Source organism: Subtercola lobariae (genome assembly GCF_014640255.1).
GTDB classification, from domain to species: Bacteria; Actinomycetota; Actinomycetes; order Actinomycetales; family Microbacteriaceae; genus Subtercola; species Subtercola lobariae.
On record NZ_BMGP01000002.1, the window covers coordinates 270,819 to 294,193 of the forward strand.

The 23,375-nt window shown below is 62.0% G+C and carries 18 protein-coding genes; 7 read left to right on the forward strand and 11 right to left on the reverse strand.

From position 1 onward, the window contains the following. From IEX24_RS05535 to IEX24_RS05560, 6 genes are all read right to left on the reverse strand, one after another. Positions 1–807, reverse strand: a complete 807-nt coding sequence (locus IEX24_RS05535) for an ABC transporter ATP-binding protein (RefSeq protein ID WP_188675043.1) — start codon at positions 805–807, stop codon at positions 1–3. Further along, complete coding sequence (locus IEX24_RS05540) at positions 804–1,835, reverse strand: ABC transporter ATP-binding protein (protein ID WP_188675045.1); 1,032 nt, start codon at positions 1,833–1,835, stop codon at positions 804–806. Before IEX24_RS05540 ends, IEX24_RS05535 begins: the two co-directional genes overlap by 4 nt. After that, positions 1,832–2,725 (reverse strand): ABC transporter permease, encoded by an 894-nt coding sequence (locus IEX24_RS05545; RefSeq protein ID WP_188675048.1) that lies wholly within the window; start codon positions 2,723–2,725, stop codon positions 1,832–1,834. The genes IEX24_RS05540 and IEX24_RS05545 overlap by 4 nt, the downstream gene beginning before the upstream one ends. Beyond that, positions 2,722–3,813: an ABC transporter permease gene (locus IEX24_RS05550; RefSeq protein WP_229715116.1), complete on the reverse strand. Its 1,092-nt coding sequence runs from the start codon at positions 3,811–3,813 to the stop codon at positions 2,722–2,724. The genes IEX24_RS05545 and IEX24_RS05550 overlap by 4 nt, the downstream gene beginning before the upstream one ends. Then, positions 3,725–5,311, reverse strand: coding sequence for an amidohydrolase (locus tag IEX24_RS05555; RefSeq protein WP_307821264.1), 1,587 nt, complete (start codon positions 5,309–5,311; stop codon positions 3,725–3,727). Before IEX24_RS05555 ends, IEX24_RS05550 begins: the two co-directional genes overlap by 89 nt. Positions 5,312–5,391: 80 nt before the next feature. Beyond that, the gene (locus IEX24_RS05560) at positions 5,392–6,552 is read right to left on the reverse strand and encodes a C45 family autoproteolytic acyltransferase/hydrolase (protein WP_229715117.1); all 1,161 of its coding nucleotides are present in this window, start codon (positions 6,550–6,552) and stop codon (positions 5,392–5,394) included. Between the two features lie 9 nt (positions 6,553–6,561). Here IEX24_RS05560 and IEX24_RS05565 point away from each other — a divergent pair, with 9 nt between their 5' ends. Next, entirely contained in the window at positions 6,562–7,614 is a 1,053-nt protein-coding gene (locus IEX24_RS05565) for a LacI family DNA-binding transcriptional regulator (RefSeq protein WP_188675067.1), read from the forward strand. Positions 7,615–8,048: 434 nt separating this feature from the next. Here the strand turns inward: IEX24_RS05565 and IEX24_RS05570 are convergent, their stop codons facing one another. The 3 genes from IEX24_RS05570 to IEX24_RS05580 are packed head-to-tail and all read right to left on the reverse strand — an operon-like array spanning position 8,049 to position 11,199. Next, positions 8,049–9,452, reverse strand: a complete 1,404-nt coding sequence (locus IEX24_RS05570) for an NAD(P)/FAD-dependent oxidoreductase (protein WP_188675069.1) — start codon at positions 9,450–9,452, stop codon at positions 8,049–8,051. Further along, positions 9,449–9,853 (reverse strand): cupin domain-containing protein, encoded by a 405-nt coding sequence (locus tag IEX24_RS05575; RefSeq protein WP_188675072.1) that lies wholly within the window; start codon positions 9,851–9,853, stop codon positions 9,449–9,451. Before IEX24_RS05575 ends, IEX24_RS05570 begins: the two co-directional genes overlap by 4 nt. A gap of 47 nt (positions 9,854–9,900) precedes the next feature. Further along, a complete protein-coding gene (locus IEX24_RS05580; protein ID WP_188675075.1) occupies positions 9,901–11,199 on the reverse strand; it encodes an aspartate aminotransferase family protein in 1,299 nt (432 codons plus the stop codon). 110 nt (positions 11,200–11,309) lie between these two features. Between IEX24_RS05580 and IEX24_RS05585 the strand changes: the two genes are divergently transcribed. After that, the gene (locus tag IEX24_RS05585; RefSeq protein ID WP_188675078.1) at positions 11,310–12,821 is read left to right on the forward strand and encodes a PucR family transcriptional regulator; all 1,512 of its coding nucleotides are present in this window, start codon (positions 11,310–11,312) and stop codon (positions 12,819–12,821) included. 27 nt (positions 12,822–12,848) lie between these two features. Here IEX24_RS05585 and IEX24_RS05590 read toward each other — a convergent pair whose 3' ends face one another. Together IEX24_RS05590 and IEX24_RS05595 are read right to left on the reverse strand one after the other, a co-directional pair. After that, positions 12,849–14,354: a CoA-acylating methylmalonate-semialdehyde dehydrogenase gene (locus IEX24_RS05590; RefSeq protein WP_275411835.1), complete on the reverse strand. Its 1,506-nt coding sequence runs from the start codon at positions 14,352–14,354 to the stop codon at positions 12,849–12,851. Next, positions 14,338–16,080, reverse strand: coding sequence for an APC family permease (locus IEX24_RS05595; RefSeq protein WP_188675080.1), 1,743 nt, complete (start codon positions 16,078–16,080; stop codon positions 14,338–14,340). Before IEX24_RS05595 ends, IEX24_RS05590 begins: the two co-directional genes overlap by 17 nt. A 196-nt stretch (positions 16,081–16,276) precedes the next feature. Between IEX24_RS05595 and gabT the strand changes: the two genes are divergently transcribed. Genes gabT through IEX24_RS05620 form a run of 5 tightly spaced genes read left to right on the forward strand, consistent with a single transcriptional unit; the run spans position 16,277 to position 23,354 of the window. Continuing rightward, on the forward strand, positions 16,277–17,653 hold the full coding sequence (gabT, locus tag IEX24_RS05600) for a 4-aminobutyrate--2-oxoglutarate transaminase (protein WP_372435706.1): 1,377 nt from the start codon (positions 16,277–16,279) through the stop codon (positions 17,651–17,653). Then, positions 17,650–18,933 carry a Glu/Leu/Phe/Val family dehydrogenase gene (locus IEX24_RS05605; RefSeq protein ID WP_188675083.1) on the forward strand — a complete coding sequence of 428 codons (1,284 nt, stop codon included), beginning with the start codon at positions 17,650–17,652 and terminating at the stop codon, positions 18,931–18,933. The genes gabT and IEX24_RS05605 overlap by 4 nt, the downstream gene beginning before the upstream one ends. A gap of 32 nt (positions 18,934–18,965) precedes the next feature. After that, entirely contained in the window at positions 18,966–20,519 is a 1,554-nt protein-coding gene (locus IEX24_RS05610; RefSeq protein ID WP_188675086.1) for an NAD-dependent succinate-semialdehyde dehydrogenase, read from the forward strand. 13 nt (positions 20,520–20,532) lie between these two features. Further along, entirely contained in the window at positions 20,533–21,978 is a 1,446-nt protein-coding gene (locus tag IEX24_RS05615) for a flavin monoamine oxidase family protein (RefSeq protein WP_188675089.1), read from the forward strand. Next, the gene (locus tag IEX24_RS05620; RefSeq protein WP_188675092.1) at positions 21,975–23,354 is read left to right on the forward strand and encodes an NAD-dependent succinate-semialdehyde dehydrogenase; all 1,380 of its coding nucleotides are present in this window, start codon (positions 21,975–21,977) and stop codon (positions 23,352–23,354) included. The genes IEX24_RS05615 and IEX24_RS05620 overlap by 4 nt, the downstream gene beginning before the upstream one ends. Positions 23,355–23,375 lie beyond the last annotated feature (21 nt).

Below are 23,375 nucleotides of genomic sequence, written 5' to 3' on the forward strand. Positions count from 1 at the left end.
TCAGAGTCGAGCTGTGATGGTGGAAGGGTCCCAGCCCTCGCGCGGAACGCTGTCGCGCAGGAGGCGGGTATATGATTCACGCGGGTTATCGAGCAGGTCGGCCGTGGTGCCCTGTTCGACGACACTGCCGCGGCGCATGACGATCGTGTCGTCGGTCACTTGGCGAATTACGGCCAGGTCGTGGCTGATGAAGAGGTAGCTGACGCCGCGCTTTTCTCGGATATCCGAGAGAAGGTTGAGGATCTGCGCTTGAATGGAGACATCCAATGCAGAGACGGCCTCGTCCAAGATGAGAATTTCCGGCTCCGTCGCGAGAGCTCGCGCGATGGCCACGCGTTGTCGTTGCCCTCCGGACAAAGCGCGGGGAAAAGCATTGAGTTGGCGGTCGTCAAGGCCGACTAGCTCGCCAAGTTCGCCTACCCGACGCTTTGTCTCGTCGCGCCCGAGTTTGAAGTGCACGCCGAGTATCTCTGCAAGACAGTCGCCCGCACGTTGCCGTCGGTCGAGAGAGGTATACGGGTCTTGGAACACGATTTGTATGTCGCGACCGCGTTCTCGAAATTGTTTGGTGCTTCGGGCGGGCTGCGTGCGGTCGTGTCCGCGGAAGGCGATCCGGCCACCGCTTGGTCGCTCCAGACCGATTATCATTCGTGCCGTGGTGGTCTTACCGGAACCGGATTCGCCCACGATTCCGAGCGAGCCGCCCGCAGCCAGGGTGAAGCTCACCTCGGAGACAGCTGTGGTCTCCGACCGGCCACGGCCAAACGTCTTCGTAAGGTGCTGAACGGTTAGCAAAGGCTCGCTCATCGAGCGACCTCCTCTCGCGAGATACCCTCGGCAAGGAGCATTGTCGAGGCACGCAGTTGGTTTCGGATCTCCGGCATTCGAACGCACCGCGTGACACCCCGCTGGTCAATCTGCAGCAAAGGAGGTGCCGCTACCCTGCACTGGTCTTGTGCGAACCTGCACCGGGGGGCAAACGCACACCCTTCGGGCGCTTCGTATGCTGACGTCGGGTGGCCAGGAATGGCGGGAAGTCGCACTGAGCGACGGTCGATCTCTGGTCGCGCCTGAACGAGTGCAGCCGTGTAAGGGTGAAGAGGCTCAGTGTGTAGGTTGTTCGAAGCCTGCCGTTCGACGACCATACCCGCGTACATCACGATTGTTTCGTCACACACGGCACTGGCAAGCTCGAGGTCGTGGGTGATGAAGAGCATCGCCATACCGTAGTTCTGCTGCATGCGTCGCAGAATCGACATCACTTCTGCCTGAGTGGTCACGTCCAGAGCAGTTGTCGGTTCATCTGCGAGAATGAGCCGCGGTCGAACAGTGACAGCGGCCGCGATCATCACGCGTTGCAGAAGCCCACCAGACAGCTCATGCGGATACTGCCGCAGACGGCGCTCAGGGTCGCTGATCCCGACCTCTGCTAACAATGCAATCGCGCGCTGTTCAGCCTTTTTTGCCGGCAAGCCGTCGTTGGTGCGTAGTGCCTCGGTGAGGAAATCTCCGATACGTCGCACCGGATTGATGTTCGCTCGTGCATCCTGAAAAATCACGGAAACGCCGTTTGCGCGGTAGCGGCGCAGTGCCTCGCCCCGAAGCTCAAAAACATTCGCTCCGGCAAATTGAACGTGCCCGGCGACCGTGGCTCCCGATGGCAGAAGCCGCGCAATCGCACGCGCCGTCATGGACTTGCCGGAACCCGACTCGCCCACCATTCCAAGAGTTTTCCCCTCGTCGAGGGAGAGCGACACGTCCCGTAACACCGTTCGAAGTTCACCTTTGACGGGCAATCGCACCGTTAGAGCGTCTACCTCCAGAAGCGTGCTCAAGAGTGGGCCTCCGATCGTTCCGTAAGCCGATCACCCAAGATGTTGACCGAAGCGACCGTGATAACAATAAGGAGGCTCGCGGATAGCGCCTCAAGGGGCTGCTGTTGCAGTACGCCTGACATGCCTTCGCCTACCATGGCTCCCCAATCAGCAGTAGGTGGCTGAACGCCGAGGCCGATGAACGACAGACCCGCGAGATCCATCAGAACGAACCCGAACGAGAGGGTGCCGTTGGCGACAATCAGCCCCGAAACGTTAGGCAGAATATGTCGCGTCGCGATCACGAAGCCACGCACGCCTTGCACCCGCAACGCTGCGACGTAGGGAAGCGAACGTTCCGAAAGGGCGGCGCTTCGAACAATGCGAGCGATATATGGAATGTACGCGATAGATAGCGCAGCAACAGCTGCCGTTAGCCCCGAGCCAAACAACGCGGTGGCCAGAATGGCCAGCAGAAGCCCGGGGAAAGCGAAAATAGCATCGACGACACGAACAACGGCCTGATCAAACCATCCGCCAAACCACACGGCACACAATGCAAGGGCGGTTCCGAGGATCGTCGATGCAACGACCACCAGCAACGGCCCGACGAGTGCGGTCTGTGATCCCATGATCAGCCTGGACAGTAAATCTCGTCCGCTGGCATCGGTTCCGAGGGGGTGAGAACCTGAGGCAGGGAGGTAAGCGTCTGAGAGACTCACCGCGTTCGGATCAGTCGGCACAATGAGGGGTGCCAGAAGCGCAACGAGGCCGAGAACCACCAGCGCACCAATCGCAATCCAACCAGAGACGCCCAACGAACCGGAGCGGCGGAGTTTGCGCGCCTCCCGAGCGAGCAGACGGTCGTCTGCTGCTGCGGCGGCGGCGACGACGGAGACGGCGACGGTCATGATGATTTCCTTCCTAACGAGACACGCGGATCGAGCAGCGCGTAGGCCAGGTCGATAAGAGTGTTCAACACGATGAATGCGGCGACGTAGGTCAAGCAGATCGCTTGAACCACGGGAAAGTCTTTTTGCTGCACCGAGCTGACAAGAAACTGCCCGATACCACCGAGCTGAAAAACTTGCTCTACGATCACACTTCCGGCGATGAGGCCCGCGATCGTGAGGCCTGCAACAGTGAGCACGGGTATCGCCGCGTTGCGCACGATGTGTCGTTGCACGATGTACCGCCGAGGAAGGCCTCGGCTTACGGCGGTTTGAACATGTTCCGCCGAAAGTTCCTGACGTATCGCCGCCTGAGTGAGGCGTGCGACGAACGCGACTGATGCAAGCGCTAGCGCTACGGCAGGGAGGATCGAGTGATAAACCGCATCGAGCCCTGGCGCGCCAGAGCCGAAAACAGGAAACCAACCCAGATTCACTGCGAAAACAATAATGAGCACTACGGCGGCGACGAACGTCGGTATTGCCATGATCGCGGTTGCACCCGCCATAGTCCAGCGCGAGAGCCAACCAGGGCGCAGACCCGAGTAAGCGCCGATTGCGAGCCCGACGGCGAGAACGATGGCCGCCGCCATCACGATGACGAGAACCGTTGCCGGCGCCCGTGCGGCCAGCAGCGTAGAGACCGGCTGGTTGTACACGATTGACGTCCCAAAGTTGCCGTGGAGCAGCTCGCCGAGCCAGCGGAGGTATTGCATCCAGATCGGGTCGTTCAGGTGGTACTGCGTTTCGAGAGCGGCGATTGCTTCCTGGCTCATCGATCGGCCCTGAGTCAGGAATGTGAGCGGGTTTCCGGGGGCAAGGTAAAGCGCGCCGAATACTACGATGCTGGCCACAAAAAGGGTCGCTAAGAGGCCAAGTATGCGCCCGAGAATGAAACGGAGAGTCGGCCAGCCGGCCCAGCTGGAGGCCAGCTTATCTGGAAGGGGGATGGATTTAGTTTCAGTCACGGTCGGCCTCCGCGCCCTGCACCTTGTGCACGGTTCGCCCACCAACGACTGTCCGGATAACTCTGGCATCCAGAAGCTCATCGATGGGCCGCCCAAAGATATCGCGGTCAAGCACGATGAAGTCCGCCCACAATCCGGCGGCGAGACTCCCATAGGAGCTCTCGCCTTGGCAAGCCCACGCAGCATCTCGTGTAGCGTGCACGATCGCCTCTTCGAGAGGAAGAGCGAAGGCCGCGATGTTGGCAGGAAGGGACGGGTCAAGCGCCGACCGGCGAGTCGCTGCAACGAACATGTTCGGCAACGGTGAATGCGGCGAAGTCGGCGAGTCTGTTCCAAAGACCAAACGAGCACCCGCCTGCGTCATTTCGGGCCAAGGAAAGCCTCGGTTGATTCGGGCATCGCCGAGCCTTGCACGCCAGTTCTCCTGAATAGCAGGGTCAGCGTGCACAGGCTGCATGCTCGCAGTGATCCCGAGCGCGGCGAGGCGCTCGATCTCGTCGGGCCCGACTACTTCGAGATGCTCGATCCGGTGCCGACGGGATCGAGCACCATTGACAGAGACTGCGTACTCGATGCTTCCGATCGCTACCCGGATCGCCTCGTCTCCGATTGCGTGCATGGCCACCTGGAGACCGGCCGCGTCAGCTGCTGCTACAACCGGGGCGAGATCTTCAATGCTCCAAATCGGATTCGCATTGGTTCCGTCTGAGTACGGATGCCCGAGAGCCGCCGTGCACCCATCGACCGTTCCATCGACCATGATCTTGATACCCACAACGCGCAGAAACGGCGAGTTGTGACGCAAAGCCATCCTCGCGACGTCACCGACTTGGCGAAGAGCCTCTGCAGGGTCGTCGCTCCACTGAATCCGCCAAAACGCGGCGATACGACTGGTAAGTGTGCCCAAATCTTCTGCGCGGACGAACGCTGCGAGGTCCTCTTCAGTGAGAGCCATATCGGTGGAGGCGGTCACGCCGGACTGCCTGTACAGCTCGAGAACAGTCGCCAACGCCAGGTCGCGCTGCTCGTCATCGACGAGCGCGTTCAACACCGGCCACACCAGCCTGTGCATCGCAGTTTCATCGATGTAACCGGTCGGGTGACCGTCTGAATCCCGGTGAACGGAACCACCAGCTGGAGAGACCGTTTCATCACCGATTTCAGCGTCAATGAGGGCTGCGGAATTCAGCCAAATTGAGTGAAAGTCATACGCTGTTGCATAGATAGGACGATCCGACACCACGTCCAGCATCTGACGGGTGGGCATCCCGTCGGGGATGGATGCATGATTCCATCCCTGAGCGATAATTCGTGGAGCATCAGGGTTTTGGTCTCCCCATTGCTTTATCCGGCGCTGAATCTCGGCGACATCGTCCGCACCCCAAAGATTGACTTGTCCCGCAGCTTCACCCGTGCCTACCACGTGAGCGTGACCGTCGACAAAACCGGGGAGCACCGTCGATTCTTCGAGATCGATCACCTCTACATCGAAGCTAGCGATGCGTCGCGCAGACGACTCGTCGCCGATGTAGGCGATCCGCCCCTGCTCAACGAGCATGGCGTCGGCATGCGGCTTCACACCCGCACTAAAAATTCGCGCATTCCTATATAACTGTGAAGGCACTCTCGTCCCGTCTTTCATTTCGATTGCGAATAAGGTTAGAAGTGCTTCAGACCTTGTGCTGCGGCCATTTCGGGACTGCCCTCGCGGTAGTCGAGCGCAAACCCGGGGACATCTAGAGCTACGGTCAGAAGCGTGCCCCACTGCTCATGAACCGGCTTGGTCGGATCAGGCCGCACGCAGACCGCTGCCCCGAGTCCGTCCGGTCCACAGAAAGCTGCTGCCCGAGCAACGGGATCAAGCCCAGCCATGTCAGCACGCACGCGGTCAACGTGGTCAAAGCGTTCCAATGTGGTAGATGCGGGATCATATCGATCCCCGCCGATCAGGTCTGGCGCAAGGAAATGGTTCGTGTGAAGAAGCCATCCGTCAGCCCCGGGCGCGACTACCGAAACCCCTGCCGGGGAAATCTCGATGCTGGCGGCATCGGCGACGCCCTCGCTGTAAGTGACGACTGTGAGTACCGTCGATGCCGTCACGGTTGCAGTCGTCGCGATATGCCGGGCCTCATCAATGGTCGTAGCTCGCTCAAGAATAGAACGAGCTATTGCGTGTACCGGCACTCCACCGGCTCCACCGTCGCTCTGGTGGGAAAGAATATTGAAATGCAAGCCAAGCCCGGCGTCGTTCACACCGATCTTTGCAGCAGTGCCGAACTCTGTGAACAGCTTTACCCGGCGCCCGGCCGCGGTTGTCAGCTGAAGCAGCAGTCCATCTGTCGCTAGCTCACTGTGCCAGTCCCAGGTCTGAATCGTTTCCGGGGCACCTCGGGCTGGAATCAGCACAGCTGTCGAGCACTCCCCTTCGCCTGGATTACGAGTAACAGCGAGTACTTCGGTTCGGGCTCCGACTGCAGATACCCGCCATCCGGCTATGCCGGCCGCTTTGGCGATGGCATCGGATTCGACAGCTAGGTTCGGAGCCCAATCATCAAGAGCGGAACGACTGCTTTCCACGATGTCCCGCACCTGCTCGCTTTGAATGCCGAGCGCTTCGAAGTGCCGCAGGTACCGCGCGCTTGTTGCTCTCACGTAGTGACCGTATGTTTCGCCGAGTGCGCGCCCACGCTCCTCTGCTGCGGCGTCGGTCGATAGGCGATGAAGCTTCATTGCTGTTCCGTTCAGTTTCGATCCACCACAATTCACGGCGATTTCGACTAAGTTAGAGGCATTAAACGTTTTATACAATGCGTTTTTCAAAGGACATTCATGGTACGAGCTAAAGGAGTGACTATTCGCGATGTCGCACGTCGCGCCGGCGTCTCTATTGCCGCAGTATCCATGGCCCTCAATGACACCGGAACTCTGAGCGCGGGTACCCGCGTTCGAGTGCGTGCGGTGGCAGCAAGCATGGAGTACGAAGCAGACGCTCTAGCGAGGGGGCTGCGCGGATCGTCAGTCGGTGTGGTGGGCCTCGTCGTTCGCTCGCTCGATGCGCTCGGTGAATATGCGCCGAGCGGCGTCGACGTCTTCTCCCGATACATCGGGGCAATCTCGTCCCTCGCGATGGACCGCGGACTCAGCTTGATGCTTGTTCCCGACCTCACCCGGCGACCTGCGCCCCCGCTCGCATTGTCGCTCGACGGCTATGTGGTGCTTTCGCCGCATCGAGACGACCCTGTCATCGCCATCCTTGAGCGCCGCGAGATTCCCTACGTCACGCTCGGCAGGGATGTTAGCCGCCCAGGCTTCACAGATTGGGCCGCCGAAGATGATGCCACAATGATCCCGCGCGTGCTGAACCATCTCGTTTCAGGTGGAGCGCGTCATACGGTGCTCGTGACCGGAACTGACTCCAATGCCTGGAACATCGACGCGGACATGTTCTATCGCAGGTGGTGTAGCGAACGCGGACTTACCCCCCAGGTCTATAACGTTCCAGAGGCTGAGGGAGTCTTCGGGGGCGAACGAGTCGGCGACCTCATACTTGCTTCCGGAATTCCAGATGCTGTTCTCTGCGTCACCGGCCGACATTCAGCAGGGGTGCTCAACACTCTTCAGGCTCGAGGCATCACCGTTCCCGAGAGAACAATGGTAGCTACCGCGTCCGACTCAGAACACACCAGGCAAAGCCACCCTGCCATTTCCGCAATCGAACTCAACCCATCGGCCACGAGTGCCGCGCTCCTAGACCTCCTCCAAGATCGAATGTCAGGTTTGCCGAGCACTGGACCCATCCTGACAGCCTCACGATTCCGGCCTCGAGCTTCGACGAGGAGGGAGCCTCTGATGCCACTTGACGCCTCACCTCACAACGTCTGACGCATCGTCGAGACTGTGCTGAATTTGGTGCTTCTGGCCTAACACGCCGGGCGTGAGCCTGGAGGGGAGGGTGCCGTGATGACGACACTTGATGTTGTGAACGGAGGGGACGACCATCATGACTGGTATCGCATTGCTGCCGGCCACCGGGCTTCAGACCGTGTGCGTGAGTCGGTGGGTTGCTGCTCGGGGCTTGGAGAGCGGGAAGAAGCTCGCGTTGATACGTCTTCACGGTGATGTAGCAGCACGGGCGCCAGGCCTGGGTAGAACACCACGACTACTGCTTCCCCGCCCAGAACGTCGACCCGCTGCACGGTATCGCCAGCCGGAGTGTGCAGAATAGCTTCTGGCAGAGCGCCGTCGGCGACGCTATTTCTAGGGATGCCGGCTTCGTTCAGGGCGCGAAGTCCTGGTGCACGACTCGACGTCAGCGATCACGAATCGAAGCCGATGCCGAAAAGTTGCATGGTTCGGATGAGCAGGCCGTCGTTGCCGCCGTTGCGATCGGATTTGGCAATCGCCCTTCTCATGACCTGGATCGTTGGGTAGGCAATGGGCTCGGGCGGAATCGGGAAGGGCTTCGTGGTTGCGAACGCGAGGGCAGTTCGTGCGGTTTGTTCGCCGCCCAGGAGATCGAGCATGACGGAGGCCCCGAATCGAGTGGTGCCGACGCCGAGCCCGGTGTAACCAGAGCTATAAGCGACCTTGCCTCGAAGTGCGGTGCCTTGGAACGCGACAAATTTCGTTGACATGTCGATCATGCCTCCCCACGCGTGCGTGAAGTGCGTGCCGCGAAGGGTTGGGTACGTTGTGAAGAAGTGGTCAGCTAAACGCTCGAATGTCTCTGGTCGCTGGTCATATTCGGGTTTGATGCGCCGGCCTCGGTGGTAGACGGCGTCGTACCCACCCCACAGAATGCGATTGTCAGCTGTCTTGCGGTAGTAATGAAATTGGCGAGAGAGGTCGGTTATGCCGTAGCGGCCTCGCCATCCGATGTCGTCGAGCTGCGTGTCGGTCAACGGTTCAGTGACAAGTACGTAGTCGTAGATCGGCACCGTACGAAGCACGTTGCGTCGGAGCAAAGATGGAAATCCGTTCGTCGCCAGAGCCACGCGTCGAGCATTGATTCTGCCGGAAGGCGTTGTCACTCCGACCGTGGAGCCTGCATTCTCGAGACCTAATGCCCGCGTGTTCTCGAAGATTTGCACTCCCAATGAGAGGCAGGCATCGCGGAGTCCCCGCGCAAGCTTCACCGGATTGACCAGACCGACATCCTCCCGGGTGAACACGCCGGCCCGCGCGACGGGTGACTTCGTCAGGGTGGCCAACGCACGACCTTCCAGAACGGTGGCGCCAGTCAGGCGCAACTCCTGCACCTGGTGCGGTTCGGTCGCAACGCTGAGAACGCCCTCCTCTTCCAGCTCGGCATCGATGTTGTACCGCCTGAGGGTCTGCTTGAACTCTTCGAAGTTAGACGCGGCGAGTCGTTCAATCGCATCGAGTTCTGAGGCGAAGTGACGCTCCCCGTTCTCCATACCGTGGGTGAGCGACGCCTCTAAAAACCCGCCGTTCCGGCCTGACGCAGCCCACGCGATCCGGTGGGCTTCGATGAGTACAACGTCGCGCTGGGGCTCACGCTCCTTGGCCATCAGAGCTGTCCAAAGCCCGCAGAACCCGCCTCCCACGATCAGAAGATCTGTCTGCGATGGCAGCGAAGCGATTGCTGCGGGCTGCTGCTGCGTGTCGAGCCAGAACGGTGTCGCCGATGCGCCTCGCAACGACTCAGCCAGCTCGTCTCGCGGAGACCTGAGGTCGTGCCCGTATGCCGTATTCGTCATCGGTCCGTCACTTTCGATGCCGTCGTTACGTGTGCGGCGTCTTTCGCTTCAGGCAGGGTGATGTAGACCTTTCGAAGGGTCTCGGTAACCGTCCAGCGTGAGCGGGTTCCTGCCCGCAGACGCCCAATGGTGCCCGCTGTGAGGTGCAAGAGACACTCTGTGTTCTCAAATTCAACCACGGCCGAACCCGAAATCACGACGAATACCTCATCTACTTCTCTGTCGGTCACCACACCAGGCGTGATCTCCCAGACACCCACCGTCACGCTGTCGATGGTCGCCAGTTCTGAGATACTGGTTCGTGGTTCACCCCAGATTACGGTGCCGGAATCGATCGGAAGCTCCTCTAGGCGCACCGACTCGGCTTTCAGTACGGTGTTGGGCTGTAACGGCGTGGTCATGATTCTTTTACCCTCTGATCTGATGTGGCAGCGGCATGAGCATCGGTCTAGGCGATCTCGGCAAGCGCGTCATCGATGATTGCCAGGCCGCGTGCAGCCTCAGCGGGTGTCACGACGGCGGGGGGAACGACGTGGATGCGATTCTCGCTGGTGAAGGGCAGGAGCCCCCGGCCGAGCAGTTCGCTCTTCACCTTCGCCATCGTGCCAGCGTCGACTGGTTCGCGCGACGCCCGGTCGGATACGAGCTCTACGGCCCAGAACACACCCGTGCCCCTGACCTCTCCGATGACATCGTGTTTCTGAGCCAGCACACCGAGACCCGGGCCCAGCACATCGGCACCGATCGTCCTGGCGTTCTCGATGACACCCTCATCATCCATCGCGGTGAGTGTCGCGACGATGCTTGCCGCGGCTAGCGGATGCCCGGAGTAGGTGAGTCCGCCCGGAAACACTCGTTCGTCGAAAAAGTGCGCGATCTGCGAGTTGATGATGACGCCGCCGGCCGGCACGTAGCCGGAATTCACTCCCTTGGCGAAGGTGATCAGGTCGGGAACGACATCGAAAGCGTCGAGTGCCAGCCATTCGCCGGTTCGCCCGAACCCGGCCATGACTTCGTCGAGAATGAGCAGTATTCCGTAGTGGTCGGCCAGTGCGCGCACTCCTCGAAGGTAGCCCGCTGGCGGAACCAGTACGCCGGCGGTGCCGGGAATGGTCTCCAGAAGCAGCGCGGCGATGGTTTCGGGGCCTTCTGATTGAATGACCCGCTCAAGGTGACGCAGAGCTCTTTCGCATTCCTGCTCCGCCGTTTCGGCCCAGAATTCTGAGCGGTACAAGTAAGGGCCGAACGCGTGCACGTGACCCCGGGCGTACTCATTCGGCATCCGCCTCCAGTCACCCGTGGCCACGATCGCCGCGCCGGTGTTGCCATGGTACGAGCGGTAGTGAGAGATCACTTTGTCGCGGCCGGTGACGAGTCGTGCCATGCGGATGGCATTCTCGTTGGCGTCTGCGCCACCGTTGGTGAAGAATACCTTCTCGAATGAGGCCGGCGCGTGACTGAGTACCAGCTCCGCCGCCCATGCCCGCATCTCGTTTGCGTGTGCTGGCGCAACGGTAGCAAGGAGGGCGGCCTGTGCCTGGATGGCAGCGATGACTTTCGGGTGCTGGTGGCCGATGTTCACGTTGACAAGCTGACTGGAGAAATCGAGGTATTCGTTGCCTTCGAAGTCCCAGACGGTCGAACCCGAACCGCCGGCGATCGCCATCGGTGCAAGGCTGCCTTGCGCCGACCATGAATGAAAGACGGAGCTGCGATCGGCTCGGCTGACAGATTCGTTTGTGCTCATGGGTTTCAGTCTTCTGCCTTTCAGTGAGCCGAGATTTGCGGGATTGTCGAGCGCTATGCTCGATGTTCGACAGAAAGGAGCGTTGCCGTATGCCGACGACACTCAGGGAGATGATTTCGCACCGAGAACTCCGGATGCGCCTGATAGCAGGCGCAGAGGCTGGCGACGCGGTGATGAGCACGCCGGTGAACTGGGTGCACAGTTCTGACCTGCAAGATCCCACGCCGTGGCTTGAGCCTGGGCAGGTGTTGCTCACGAACGGGGCCCAGTTCCCCGCAATAACAACCGCAGGGCAAGCGAAAGGCCGCGCTCTTGCCGGTGCCTACGTGACGCGCCTGCATGACAGCGGTGTGCTCGCGCTCGGCTTCGCAGCGGGTATCGTCACCGACAGTGTTCCTGCCGAGCTCATCGAAGCCTGCGATGAGGCAGGGCTGCCGCTCATCGAGATCGACCCGACGACGCCCTTCATCGCGATCATCAGGTTTGTCGCCGACGTCATCTCTGACGACCGACGATCGCGGCTGGAGTGGTCACTCGAAGCGCAGCGTGCAGTCGCTCGCGCGGCGCTGCGAGCTGATGGCCTGCCCGCGATTCTGCTCGAACTCTCCCGACGCCTGGGCTGCTGGGTCGCCCTGTACGATTCAGCCCGAAACGTTCTTACGGTGCCGGGGCTCGCCCCGATGCCAGGTGAGCTCCGCGCCGACATCGACGAGGCTGTGCATGCCAGTTTGGCTCGAGGAGCGCGCGGCAGCGTGCGTGTAGCTGACGAGGGCGTCGGGTACACCATGCAGACTCTCGGGCAGACCGGTCACCTTTTGGGCGTGCTCGTTGTGGGAACGATGACTCCACTCGACCCTGCCGAGAATGATCTCGTCGGCAGCGTTATCGGACTCGCGAGCATCGCGCTGGAGCAACGCCGTGCGCTCGATGCCGCCCGGCGCCGACTGCGTACGGGCCTGTTCGAACTTCTGCTCTCGGGCGTCGTCGACGTCGCAGACCGTACCGCGACCAGCCTCTGGGGGCCATTGCCCGAAGAGCCGGTGCATGTATCCGTTGTCACAGGCACGGTCACTGGTCAGTCGTTGTTCGACGAGTTGGAGCTCGCCGCGGCTCGTCCCGAGGGAGGCCTGTTCTTCGCCGAGCGTGGTGACGAGATACTCGTCGTCTCACGCGAGCCGAAAGATCTTGAGGCGGTACTGCAGCGCCATGGTCTCGGTTTCGGATGCTCGGCGCCCGTTCGGTGGGCAGATCTGCCGCGCGGGCTGACCGAAGCGCGGCGCTCGGCACGCTCGGTGAGCCGCGAGCGTTCCTTCGTTCGGTTCGAGCACCTTGCTGAACAAGGTTTGCAGGGGTTGCTGGCGAGTTCGGGTGGGCAGTTGGTTGCCCGGCGCCTGCTTGAGCCGGTTCTCGACCTGCCCGACCAGGAACGAGACGAGACGCTCAGAACGCTTCGAGTCTGGCTCTGGCACAACGGCGCGTGGGATCCTGCGGCGAGGGAGCTGGGAGTGCATCGGCACACACTCCGCAGCCGAGTGCGGGTAGTCGACGCCCTGTTGGGAGTCGACTTGGAGAGCTTCGCCGCTCGCGCTGAGTTGTGGTCGGCCCTTCAGCTGCTCGAATGAGTGTGCCGAAGGGCCGACAAGGCGCTGTCAGTTCTGAGGGAACCCGAGGTTGAGACCACCGTGGGAGGGATCTGGCCAGCGCGAGGTGATTGCCTTCTGCTGCGTGTAGAACCTGACACCCTCGGCACCGTGCGCCTTCGTGTCGCCGAAGAGCGATGCCTTCCAGCCACCGAACGAGAAGGTCGCTACGGGCACCGGGATCGGCACGTTGATGCCAATCATTCCCACCAGCACCTCGTTCTGAAACCGGCGGGCTGCTCCTCCGTCGTTGGTGAAGATCGCGGTGCCGTTGCCGAACGCGCCCTCATTGATCAGCCGAACACCTTCGTCGTAGCTCGCGACTCGAACGATCGCGAGTACCGGGCCGAAGATCTCTTCGGTGTAGGCCCGAGAGGTCAAGGGCAGCCGGTCGATGAGCGTCGGGCCGAGCCAGAACCCGTTGGCGTCTCCGTCGGGCTGAACGGTGCGCCCGTCTACAACGATCGTGGCACCATCGCGCTCAGCGATCTCGATGTACGACGCGACCTTGTCTCGGTGCGCCTCGGTGACGAGCGGCCCCATGTCGCAACCGCGTCGGCCGTCTCCGACGCGCAATGTGGCGATGCGGGCGGTGATCTTCTCAACGAGTGAGTCCGCGACAGGCTCCACGGCGACGACCACCGAGATGGCCATGCACCGCTCACCGGCAGAGCCGAATCCCGCGTTGACGGCAGAGTCGGCGGTCAACTCGAGATCGGCATCCGGAAGCACCAGCATGTGATTCTTCGCGCCTCCCAGCGCCTGCACTCGTTTGCCATGCCGAGTTCCCGTCTCGTAGACGTACTGGGCGATCGGCGTGGAACCGACAAACGATACGGCAGCGACATCGGGGCTCGTGAGGAGTCCGTCGACAGCGTCTTTGTCGCCGTTCAGCACGGTGAAGACGCCGTCGGGCAGGCCAGCCTCCTTCCAGAGGGCGGCCAGCCACAGCGCCGCCGACGGGTCTTTCTCCGACGGCTTCAGCACCACCGTGTTGCCGGCCGCGATGGCGATCGGGAAGAACCACATCGGCACCATCGCCGGAAAGTTGAACGGAGAGATGACGGCGACGACGCCCAACGGTTGCTTGGTCGAGTACACGTCGATATCGGTCGAGACCTGCTCTGAGAACTCCCCCTTGAGGTGATGGGCGAGCCCGGAAGCGAACTCGACGACCTCCTGCCCCCGACTGATCTCGCCCAAGGCGTCGGAGAGTTCCTTGCCGTGCTCCGACGTGATGATCTCGGCCAGCTCGCCCTTTCTCTGGTTCAGCAACTCGCGAAAGCTGAAGAGAATCGCCTGGCGCTTTGTCAGCGACAGATCTCTCCACGTTGGGAATGCGGCTTTCGCGCTGGCTATCGCCGCGGCAATCTCAGCCCCGTCAGCGAGCGAGACGCGTTTCGTCTCGACGCCGAGGGCGGGGTCGAAGACCGGTGCGGTGCGCCCGGAGGTCGAGTCGCAAATTCGTCCGTCGATCCAGTGCGAAATGACGGGCAGGTCATGAACGGGGGTCATCGAGTGTTTCTTTCTTTTTCTTTTTGGAGTATTTTTCGCCCGATTCGAGGTCGATGGCGATGAGACCTGTGGGCAGGTTCGACAGGTCACGCGCCACGACGGTGTTCTCTTCTGAATCAGGCAGGCGGATGCCCGACGGGGGCTGCTCGCCGAGCAGAATCAGGTCAGAACGCTTCTCCAAGGTCTGACCTTTGAAGAAGGCCGGCGTACGCCAGCGAACAACGAACATGAGAATGAATCCCAAGATGAGCGAGCCGATGCCGACAACGGCAACCGCGCCTACGCCGAAGATCGTCACGTTGTCACCGTTCGAGTCGGTGAGCCAGTCGGGCAGTGCGTACTGGATGAGTCCGAAGATGAACACGGCCGTCAGCATCAGCCCGCCGAGCAACGGTATGACCCCTCTCATGATGAAGTTCCGGAAATTGCTGGTCAGGGTCTTGCGGTAGAACCAGATGCAGGCGTAACCAGTGAGGCCGTAATAGAACGCGATCAGCAGTCCGACAGAACCAATCAGGGCGCTGAGCAGATTCGACGAGATGAGCGTGAAGACGACATAGAACACCGCAGAGATGACGCCCATGCCCACCGTCGACCACGTCGGAGTGAGGAACCGAGGGTGAATTTTGGCGAACTTGGCCGGCACGGCGCGGTAGACGGCCATCGAGAGCGCGGTACGTGCGGTCGGCAGAATGGTGGTCTGGGTCGACGCAGCCGCCGAAGTCAGAATCGAAATGTAGAGAAGCGCGAGCAGCACTCCACCAATAGCGGAGTCGCCGAAGAGCGCCGGACCGATCGCGCTGAACACGTCGTTCGCATTTTCGGGATTACCAAGGCCCACGCCATCGGTACCGACCCCGGCGAAAGCGATCGTAGCAACAGCGACCAAAGCGTAGGTGACCAGCAGCAACAGCGTCGAAATGATGGCGGCTCGGCCAGGAGTGCGACTGGGGTCTTTGCTCTCTTCATTCACACTGACGGCCGAATCCCAGCCCCAGTAGATGAACACGGCGGTCAGGATGGCAGGGGCGATGACGGTGCCGAAATCAAGGTTGAAGGGCAAGAACCACGAGATGTCGGGCACAAGCGAATAGCTCTCCGCATTGCCCGAGTACACCCTGACGAGTGCGAAGACAGCGAAGACAACCAGAATCAGAACTTCGACGCTGAGAAGCACCATCTGCAGTCGCGCCGAGATCTCAATGCCGCGATAGCAGATGTAGGTCATGATGGCGATCCACGCCAGACCGGCCACCGTCGACCAGAACACGTCGCTCGAGAGAGCTGCGATGTCGGGGTTGTTGAAGAGTTTTCCGACCAGGGTGAACGAGTATGAGCCTGCGATCTGGGCGAGGTTCGCCATGACAATCACGTCGGCTGCGATGATTCCCCAGCCACCCATCCAGCCTGTCTTCGGCCCGAATGCCCGCGACGCCCATGTGAACGTGGTTCCACAATCGGGCTCAGCTTTGTTGAGTTCTTGGTACGCGACAGCGATGAAGTACATCGGCACGAACGCCAACAGAATGATCCCCGGCGATTGAACCCCGGCTAACAGCGACCCTCCAGACGCGACGATGAAACCGAGGCTTGCTGCGAGCGAATACGCCGGCGCAGTCGAGGCGATTCCGACGACGACGCTGCCGGTCAGCCCGAGCACCCCTTCTTTCAGCCCTTTGCTGTTCACTGAATTCGAGGTGTCTGTCGTCGGTGGGGTGATAGTCATGTGGCACCAATCTGTCAGCGTTGACGGGTTCGGTTTGCGGCGTAGACGCCTGTCTACGAGTCAAGAGAACCCTAGTGCGTTCCTTCGATCGCCAATCAGACACTTTGGCACCTTAATCGGGGCACTTGCGACAAATTGGCAGATGCTCGAGTCAGCGAAACCTGATGGTCTGGGCATTCGACTCGATAGGACGATGATGACCGCCACGGCTTCTCCCTCGCAAGCCCCCGTTACGCCTGCCCCGCTCGGCGGCCCAGAACTTCCGCAAAAACGCCAGCTGGTGACTGCGATTCCGGGCCCCCGATCGATCGAGCTTCATGCCCGCAAGACTGCCGCAGTTGCTCGCGGAGTCGGCGTCACGCTGCCAATCTACGTGCAGGCGGCCGGCGGGGGCGTAGTGCGTGACATTGACGGGAACACGCTCATCGACCTGGGCTCCGGCATCGCCGTGACCGGCGTGGGCAACTCCGCCCCAGCAGTCGTCGCCGCAGTCACCGAGCAGGTCAACCAGTTCACTCACACGTGTTTCACCATCACCGGGTACGAAGGTTACGTCGAGGTGGCCGAACTGCTCAACGACCTGACCCCGGGCAACCACGAGAAACGCAGCGCGCTCTTCAACTCGGGGGCCGAAGCGGTCGAGAACGCGATCAAAATCGCCCGGCACTTCACCGGCAAGCAGGCCATCGTGGCCTTTGATCACGCCTATCACGGTCGAACCAACCTCACGATGGCACTCACTGCGAAGTCGATGCCATACAAGAGCGGCTTCGGGCCGTTCGCTCCCGAGGTATACCGGGCTCCGCTCTCCTACCCCTACCGTGACGGTGGCCTCTCTGGGGCCGAGGCTGCCCGCCGGGCGATCAGCCAGATCGAGAAGCAGATCGGTGCCTCGAACCTGGCCGCCCTCATCATCGAACCCATCCAGGGCGAGGGCGGGTTCATCGTTCCTGCGCCCGGCTTTCTCGGCGCGCTCGCTGACTGGGCGAGCGCAAATGGGGTGGTGTTCATCGCCGACGAGGTGCAGACCGGCTTCGCACGCACGGGCGCCTTGTTCGCGTCAGAGCACGAGGGGCTCATCCCCGACCTCATCGTCACCGCGAAGGGAATCGCCGGCGGTCTGCCGCTCTCTGCTGTCACGGGCCGCGCTGAGATTATGGATGCCGCTCACGTGGGTGGCCTTGGCGGCACCTACGGGGGCAACCCCATCGCTTGCGCGGCCGCGATCGCGACCATCCAGCGCTATCAGAACGACGGCCTCATCGAGCGGGCACGACAGATCGAAGCAGTTCTCCGTGAGGAGCTGACCGCGCTGGCACTCGATGACCAGCGCGTCGGGGAGATACGCGGCCGAGGTGCGATGCTCGCCGTCGAGCTTGTCGACCCAGCGACGAAAGAGCCAGATGCTGCCCTGACATCTCGGGTCGCGACCGGCGCGCACGCAGATGGGGTCATCGTTCTGACCTGTGGCACCTACGGCAACGTCATCCGCTTTCTCCCACCACTCACCATCTCTGACGAATTGCTGCGCGACGGAATCGCCGTGCTCCGGAAAGTATTGGCCAGCTCATGACCCTCCTCCAGACCCCGAGCCGACCGCCGGCCACCCAACACACGTCAGCGCTCGAAGACGCGCACGCCCAGTTGGCCGCCGCCGTGGCTGACCTCGGCTATGACGAAGGCACCCACGCCATGCTCTCGAAGTCGCGACGGGAACTCACCGTGAGCATTCCCTTGCGCCGAGATGATGGAAGCACGCAAGTGCTGACGGGCTATCGCGTGCAGCACAATATCTCGCGTGGGCCAGCCAAGGGCGGTTTGCGCTACAGCCCACAGGTCACCCTCGACGAAGTACGAGCTCTGGCGATGTGGATGACCTGGAAGTGCGCTCTGCTCGACGTGCCCTACGGCGGCGCGAAGGGCGGAATCGCCCTCGACCCCCGGCAGTACAGCCAGGCCGAGCTCGAACGGATCACCCGGCGGTACACCAGCGAGATTCTGCCGATCATCGGCCCGCAGCAAGACATTCCCGCCCCCGACATCGGCACCGACGAACGCACGATGGCCTGGATCATGGACACCTATTCGGTCAGCAAGGGCCACACCGTACCGGGCGTCGTGACCGGCAAACCACTCAGTCTTGGCGGGTCGCTCGGGCGCGCCAGCGCGACATCCCGCGGCGTCGTGCACATTGCGAATGCCGCTTTGCGAAGCGAAGGCATTACTGTGGCGGGCGCAACGGCGGCGATTCAGGGGTTCGGTAAGGTCGGTCGTGACGCGGCTCGGTTTCTCACTGATGACGGTGCACTGGTCGTGGCCGCGAGCGATCAATACGGCGCAGTTCACAATGCGGCCGGGCTCGACATCGATGCACTCGGCGCCCACGTCGACGCCACGGGTTCGGTCGTCGGATTCTCGTCGGCTGACCCATTGCCTGCGGGCGAACTCCTCGAACTCGACATCGATGTACTCGTGCCGGCTGCCATCGAAGGCGTCATTCACGAGGGCAATGCCGCAAACGTTCGCGCACGCATCATCGTCGAAGGCGCAAATGGCCCGACATCGCGCGACGCAGATGCGATTCTGGCCTCGAACGGCGTGCTGGTCGTACCCGACATTCTCGCCAACGCGGGCGGCGTCATCGTTTCGTACTTCGAGTGGGTGCAGGCCAACCAGTCGTACCGGTGGGAAGCCCGCGACGTCGAAACACGTCTCGAAGAACGGATGCTCGCCGGCTGGGCCTCGGTCAACTCCCACGCCGCAGCCCACGACCTCACACTGCGCGCAGCAGCTACGCGTCTCGCCGTCGCCCGGGTCACCGAGGCACACCGCCTGCGCGGCCTCTATCCCTGATCGCCCGTGCATACTTTTACTGAGGAGCATCTATGACTCTCACCGCTGAACCGTCGACGCCCGAATCTTCTCTGAGCAAATCAGCCGCAGACGAAGCTGCCCTGAGCAAATCCTCCCTGAGCAAATCCTCCCTGACGGAGTCGGCCCTTCTCGACTCCGTACCCGGCCTGCTCTACATCGGCGGCGAGTGGGTTGCGAGTGAGTCGAAGGCGACGCTGACAGTCTCTGAGCCAGCCACCGGCGAGGTGCTGAAACACATCGCCGACGCGAGCCCAACTGATGGACTGCGTGCGCTCGACGCTGCGGCCGCGTCGGCTGACGAATGGGCTGCCACCGCACCGCGGATGCGGGGCGAGTACTTGCGAAGCGCATTCGATCTGCTCCAACAACGCAAAGACCAGTTCGCGCTGCTCATGACCCTCGAGATGGGCAAGCCGCTATCCGAGGCCGCAGGCGAGGTGGCCTACGGCAGTGAATTTCTGCGCTGGTTCAGCGAGGAGGCCGTTCGCATCTCCGGTCGATACGGGCAGAACCCCGAGGGCACTGGCCAGATCGTGGTGTCGCAGCGCCCGGTCGGGCCGTCGTATCTGATCACGCCGTGGAACTTTCCCCTGGCGATGGCCACCCGCAAGATCGCCCCCGCCCTGGCCGCTGGCTGCACGGTCGTCGTCAAGCCCGCAGAACTGACGCCGCTCACCACGCTGTTCGTCGCCAAGCTCTTCGAAGAGGTCGGGTTGCCGGCCGGTGTTCTCAACGTGATCACGACTTCACGAGCATCCGACGTCTCTGCTCCGATCATCGCCGACCCGCGACTACGGAAGCTCAGCTTCACCGGCTCAACAAGCGTCGGAAAAGTACTCATCAAGCAGGCCGCCTCGAACGTGCTGCGCACCTCGATGGAACTCGGTGGCAACGCACCCTTCATCGTCTTCGGCGACGCCGACCTCGATAAGGCCGTAGAGGGCGCGCTGGCCGCCAAATTCCGCAACATCGGCCAAGCCTGCACAGCCGCGAACCGCTTCATCGTGCACAGTTCGGTCGCAGCCGAATTCGGGCACAGACTTACCGACCGGGTCAACGGCTTCGTCATCGGGCGAGGCACAGAAACCGGCGTGACCATCGGACCACTCATCAACGACCGCGCCGTCGACAAAGCCGACGACCTGGTTCAAGACGCCATCGCGCGAGGCGCGAACCTCCTCACCGGCGGTCACCGGTCGCTTCGAGCAGGCAGCTTCTACGAACCGACCGTCATCACGAACGTGCAGCCCGAAAGCACCATTCTTCGTGAAGAAATCTTCGGCCCGGTTCTCTCGATCGTAGAGTTTGATAACGAAGACGAGGCCGTTGCCATGGCCAATGACACCGAGTACGGGCTTGTCAGTTACGTGTTCACCGAGAACCTCGCTCGCGGGCAACGGATGATCGAGAAGCTCGACACCGGCATGATGGGTCTCAATGTGGGCGTCATCTCGAACGCCGCGGCTCCCTTTGGCGGAGTGAAACAGTCAGGACTTGGCCGCGAGGGCGGCGCGGAAGGCATCCACGAATACCTCTCAACCAAATACACGCTCATCCCGAACTGAAAGAATTGATGTCATGGAACGTTTAGAACGAGACGTCGTCGTCATCGGCGCAGGTGCGACGGGACTGACCGCAGCCGTACGGTTGCAGCAGGCGGGCCACTCAGTGGTCGTACTCGAGGCGCGCGACCGCGTCGGAGGCAGGCTCTGGAGCGACCACATCGACGGCCAGCTCTACGAGATCGGCGGCCAGTGGGTCTCGCCCGACCAGACTGTGCTACTCGAGACCCTCGACGAACTCGGCCTCGACACGTATGCCAGATACCGCGAAGGCGAGAGCGTCTACATCGGTGCAGACGGAGCCCCTAAGCGGTTCACCGGAGATATTTTCCCCGCGAATGAGCACACCCGGTCTGAAATCGAGCGAATGATCGGGGTGCTTGACGAGCTTGTGCAGCAGACGGATCCGGCCGCCCCGTGGGAGCAACCGCGGGCAGCCGAATTCGACCACATCTCCTTCAAAGCCTGGCTTGAGCAGCAGTGTGACGACGCTGAGGCGCGCGCGAACATCGCCCTGTTCATTGCTGATGCGATGCTGACTAAACCCGCTCATTCGTTCTCGCTGCTGCAGGCCTTGCTCATGGCGGCGAGTGCTGGCAGCTTCAGCCACCTCGTCGACGCCGATTTCATCCTCGACAAACGCGTGATCGGCGGGCTGCAGCAGGTGCCGTTGAAATTGGCCGAACAGCTCCGAGCGGGTGACCTTCGGCTCTCGCAGCCTGTTCGCCGCATCAAATGGTCGACCGCGGCCCTGGCTGCTGACGCCGTCGACGGCGAGGTAGTCGAGGTTGTTACCGACGAGCTGGTTGTCAACGCCCGCCGTGTGATCGTAGCCGTGCCGCCGAACCTCTATAACCGCATCGAGTACGCCCCGAACCTGCCGCGCCTGCGCCAGCAACTCCAGCAGCACCAATCGCTTGGGCTAGTCATCAAGGTGCACGCTACCTACGAGACCGCATTCTGGCGCGAAGACGGTTTGTCGGCGACTGCGTTCAGCCCCTACCAAATCGTGCACGAGGCATACGACAACACCAACTACGGCGAGTCGCGGGGCACGCTGGTCGGATTCATCTCCGACGAGAAGGCCGATGCCGTGTTCCAGATGCCCGCCGAAGAGCGCAAGCGGAGCATCCTGAACTCGCTGGCTTCGTACTACGGCCCCCAGGCGCTGGAACCCGTCGTCTACTACGAGAGCGACTGGGCGGCCGAGGAGTGGACCCAGGGCGCCTACGCCGCCAGCTTCGACCTCGGCGGCCTCACACGCTACGGCGCACTCCAGCTGGAGCCGGTCGGGCCGTTGCGGTTCGGTTCGAGCGACCTCGCCGCTGAAGGCTACCAGCACGTCGACGGCGCCATCCGTGTTGGTCGGCGACTCGCAGCCGAAACTGCGGATACCCTGGCCCGACAGTCAATGAGCGAACGCTCCGCGCATGGCACGTTCGTCGAAGGAGTCATCGCATGAGTCTCTTCTCAGTCATCAATCCCGCTACCGGCGAGACTGTCGCGGAGTACCCGACGATCAGTGACGAGGCGCTGCGGGAGGCGATCGGTTCGGCTTCAGCAGCCTACGAAAGCTGGTCGCGCCGGGTCGCGGTCGCCGACCGAACCGCCCTCATCGCCCGGGTGGCCGAGCTGCACACCGAGCGTCGCGTGCAGCTCGCCGAGATCGTTGTGCGCGAGATGGGCAAACCCCTCGACCAGGCGCTGGGTGAGGTCGACTTCGCGGCCGCGATCTACCAGTACTACGCCGACAACGGCCACGCTTTTCTCGCTGATGAGCCCATCGAGGTCGCAGATGGCGACGGGTCTGCATTCATCAGGCGCGGCGGGCTGGGCGTGCTGCTCGGCATTATGCCGTGGAACTTCCCTTACTACCAGGTGGCACGATTCGCGGGCCCGAACATCGTCGCGGGCAATACGATCCTGCTGAAGCATGCACCGCAGTGCCCCGAGTCGGCGGCCGCGATCGCTCAGATCTTCGACGACGCTGAAAGCCAGCTCGGCGCCCACGACTCGGTCTATGTGAACGTCTACGCCAGCAATGAGCAGATCGCCACGGTCATCGCGGATGCCCGTGTGCAGGGCGTCTCGGTCACCGGTTCTGAGCGCGCGGGAGCTGCGGTCGCCGAGCTCGCCGGCAAACACCTGAAGAAGGTCGTGCTCGAACTCGGGGGCTCAGACCCGTTCATCCTGCTGTCGACCGACGATCTCGACGCCGCGGTTCAGGATGCGGTGAACGCTCGCCTCGACAACAACGGGCAATCGTGCAACGCTGCGAAGCGGTTCATCGTGATCGATGGGCTATACGACGAGTTCGCGTCGAAGTTCACCGAATTGTTCACCGCCGCGCAGCCCGCCGACCCGATGGCCGAAGGCACGCTGCTCGGCCCGCTGTCGTCTGCCGCTGCGACCAAACGGCTCGAAGAGCAACTTGGCCGCGCCGTGTCGCAGGGCGCAACCGTGCTCGCGTCGGGCACGCCGTCAGGCAACTTCTTCCCGCCCGCGGTGCTCGCCGACGTCACCTCGTCGATGGATGCGTACCACGAAGAATTCTTCGGCCCCGTCGCGGCGATCTACCGGGTGAGATCAGAGGCCGAGGCTGTCGCGCTTGCTAACGACACCCCCTACGGGCTGGGTTCGTACGTGTACACAACCGACCCCGAACAGGCCCTGCGGGTCGCCGACTCCATCGACGCCGGCATGGTCTGGATCAACCTCGTGCTCGGCGACGCAGCCGAGTTGCCCTTCGGCGGGGTGAAGCGCTCGGGCTCCGGCCGGGAGTTGGGCCGCTTTGCCGTCGAGGAGTTCGTCAACAAAAAACTCATCCGCATTTCGTAACTATGACGAGCTAGGCCGCGT

Coding starts and splice junctions, on each gene's coding strand:
- IEX24_RS05595 (WP_188675080.1), bottom strand. CDS start 16,080: ATGACTATCACCCCACCGACGACAGACACCTCGAATTCAGTGAACAGC.
- gabT (WP_372435706.1), top strand. CDS start 16,277: ATGACCGCCACGGCTTCTCCCTCGCAAGCCCCCGTTACGCCTGCCCCG.
- IEX24_RS05580 (WP_188675075.1), bottom strand. CDS start 11,199: ATGAGCACAAACGAATCTGTCAGCCGAGCCGATCGCAGCTCCGTCTTT.
- IEX24_RS05615 (WP_188675089.1), top strand. CDS start 20,533: ATGGAACGTTTAGAACGAGACGTCGTCGTCATCGGCGCAGGTGCGACG.
- IEX24_RS05535 (WP_188675043.1), bottom strand. CDS start 807: ATGAGCGAGCCTTTGCTAACCGTTCAGCACCTTACGAAGACGTTTGGC.
- IEX24_RS05620 (WP_188675092.1), top strand. CDS start 21,975: ATGAGTCTCTTCTCAGTCATCAATCCCGCTACCGGCGAGACTGTCGCG.
- IEX24_RS05545 (WP_188675048.1), bottom strand. CDS start 2,725: ATGACCGTCGCCGTCTCCGTCGTCGCCGCCGCCGCAGCAGCAGACGAC.
- IEX24_RS05590 (WP_275411835.1), bottom strand. CDS start 14,354: ATGACCCCCGTTCATGACCTGCCCGTCATTTCGCACTGGATCGACGGA.
- IEX24_RS05610 (WP_188675086.1), top strand. CDS start 18,966: ATGACTCTCACCGCTGAACCGTCGACGCCCGAATCTTCTCTGAGCAAA.
- IEX24_RS05585 (WP_188675078.1), top strand. CDS start 11,310: ATGATTTCGCACCGAGAACTCCGGATGCGCCTGATAGCAGGCGCAGAG.
- IEX24_RS05550 (WP_229715116.1), bottom strand. CDS start 3,813: ATGAGCTTCTGGATGCCAGAGTTATCCGGACAGTCGTTGGTGGGCGAA.
- IEX24_RS05570 (WP_188675069.1), bottom strand. CDS start 9,452: ATGACGAATACGGCATACGGGCACGACCTCAGGTCTCCGCGAGACGAG.
- IEX24_RS05575 (WP_188675072.1), bottom strand. CDS start 9,853: ATGACCACGCCGTTACAGCCCAACACCGTACTGAAAGCCGAGTCGGTG.
- IEX24_RS05605 (WP_188675083.1), top strand. CDS start 17,650: ATGACCCTCCTCCAGACCCCGAGCCGACCGCCGGCCACCCAACACACG.
- IEX24_RS05565 (WP_188675067.1), top strand. CDS start 6,562: ATGGTACGAGCTAAAGGAGTGACTATTCGCGATGTCGCACGTCGCGCC.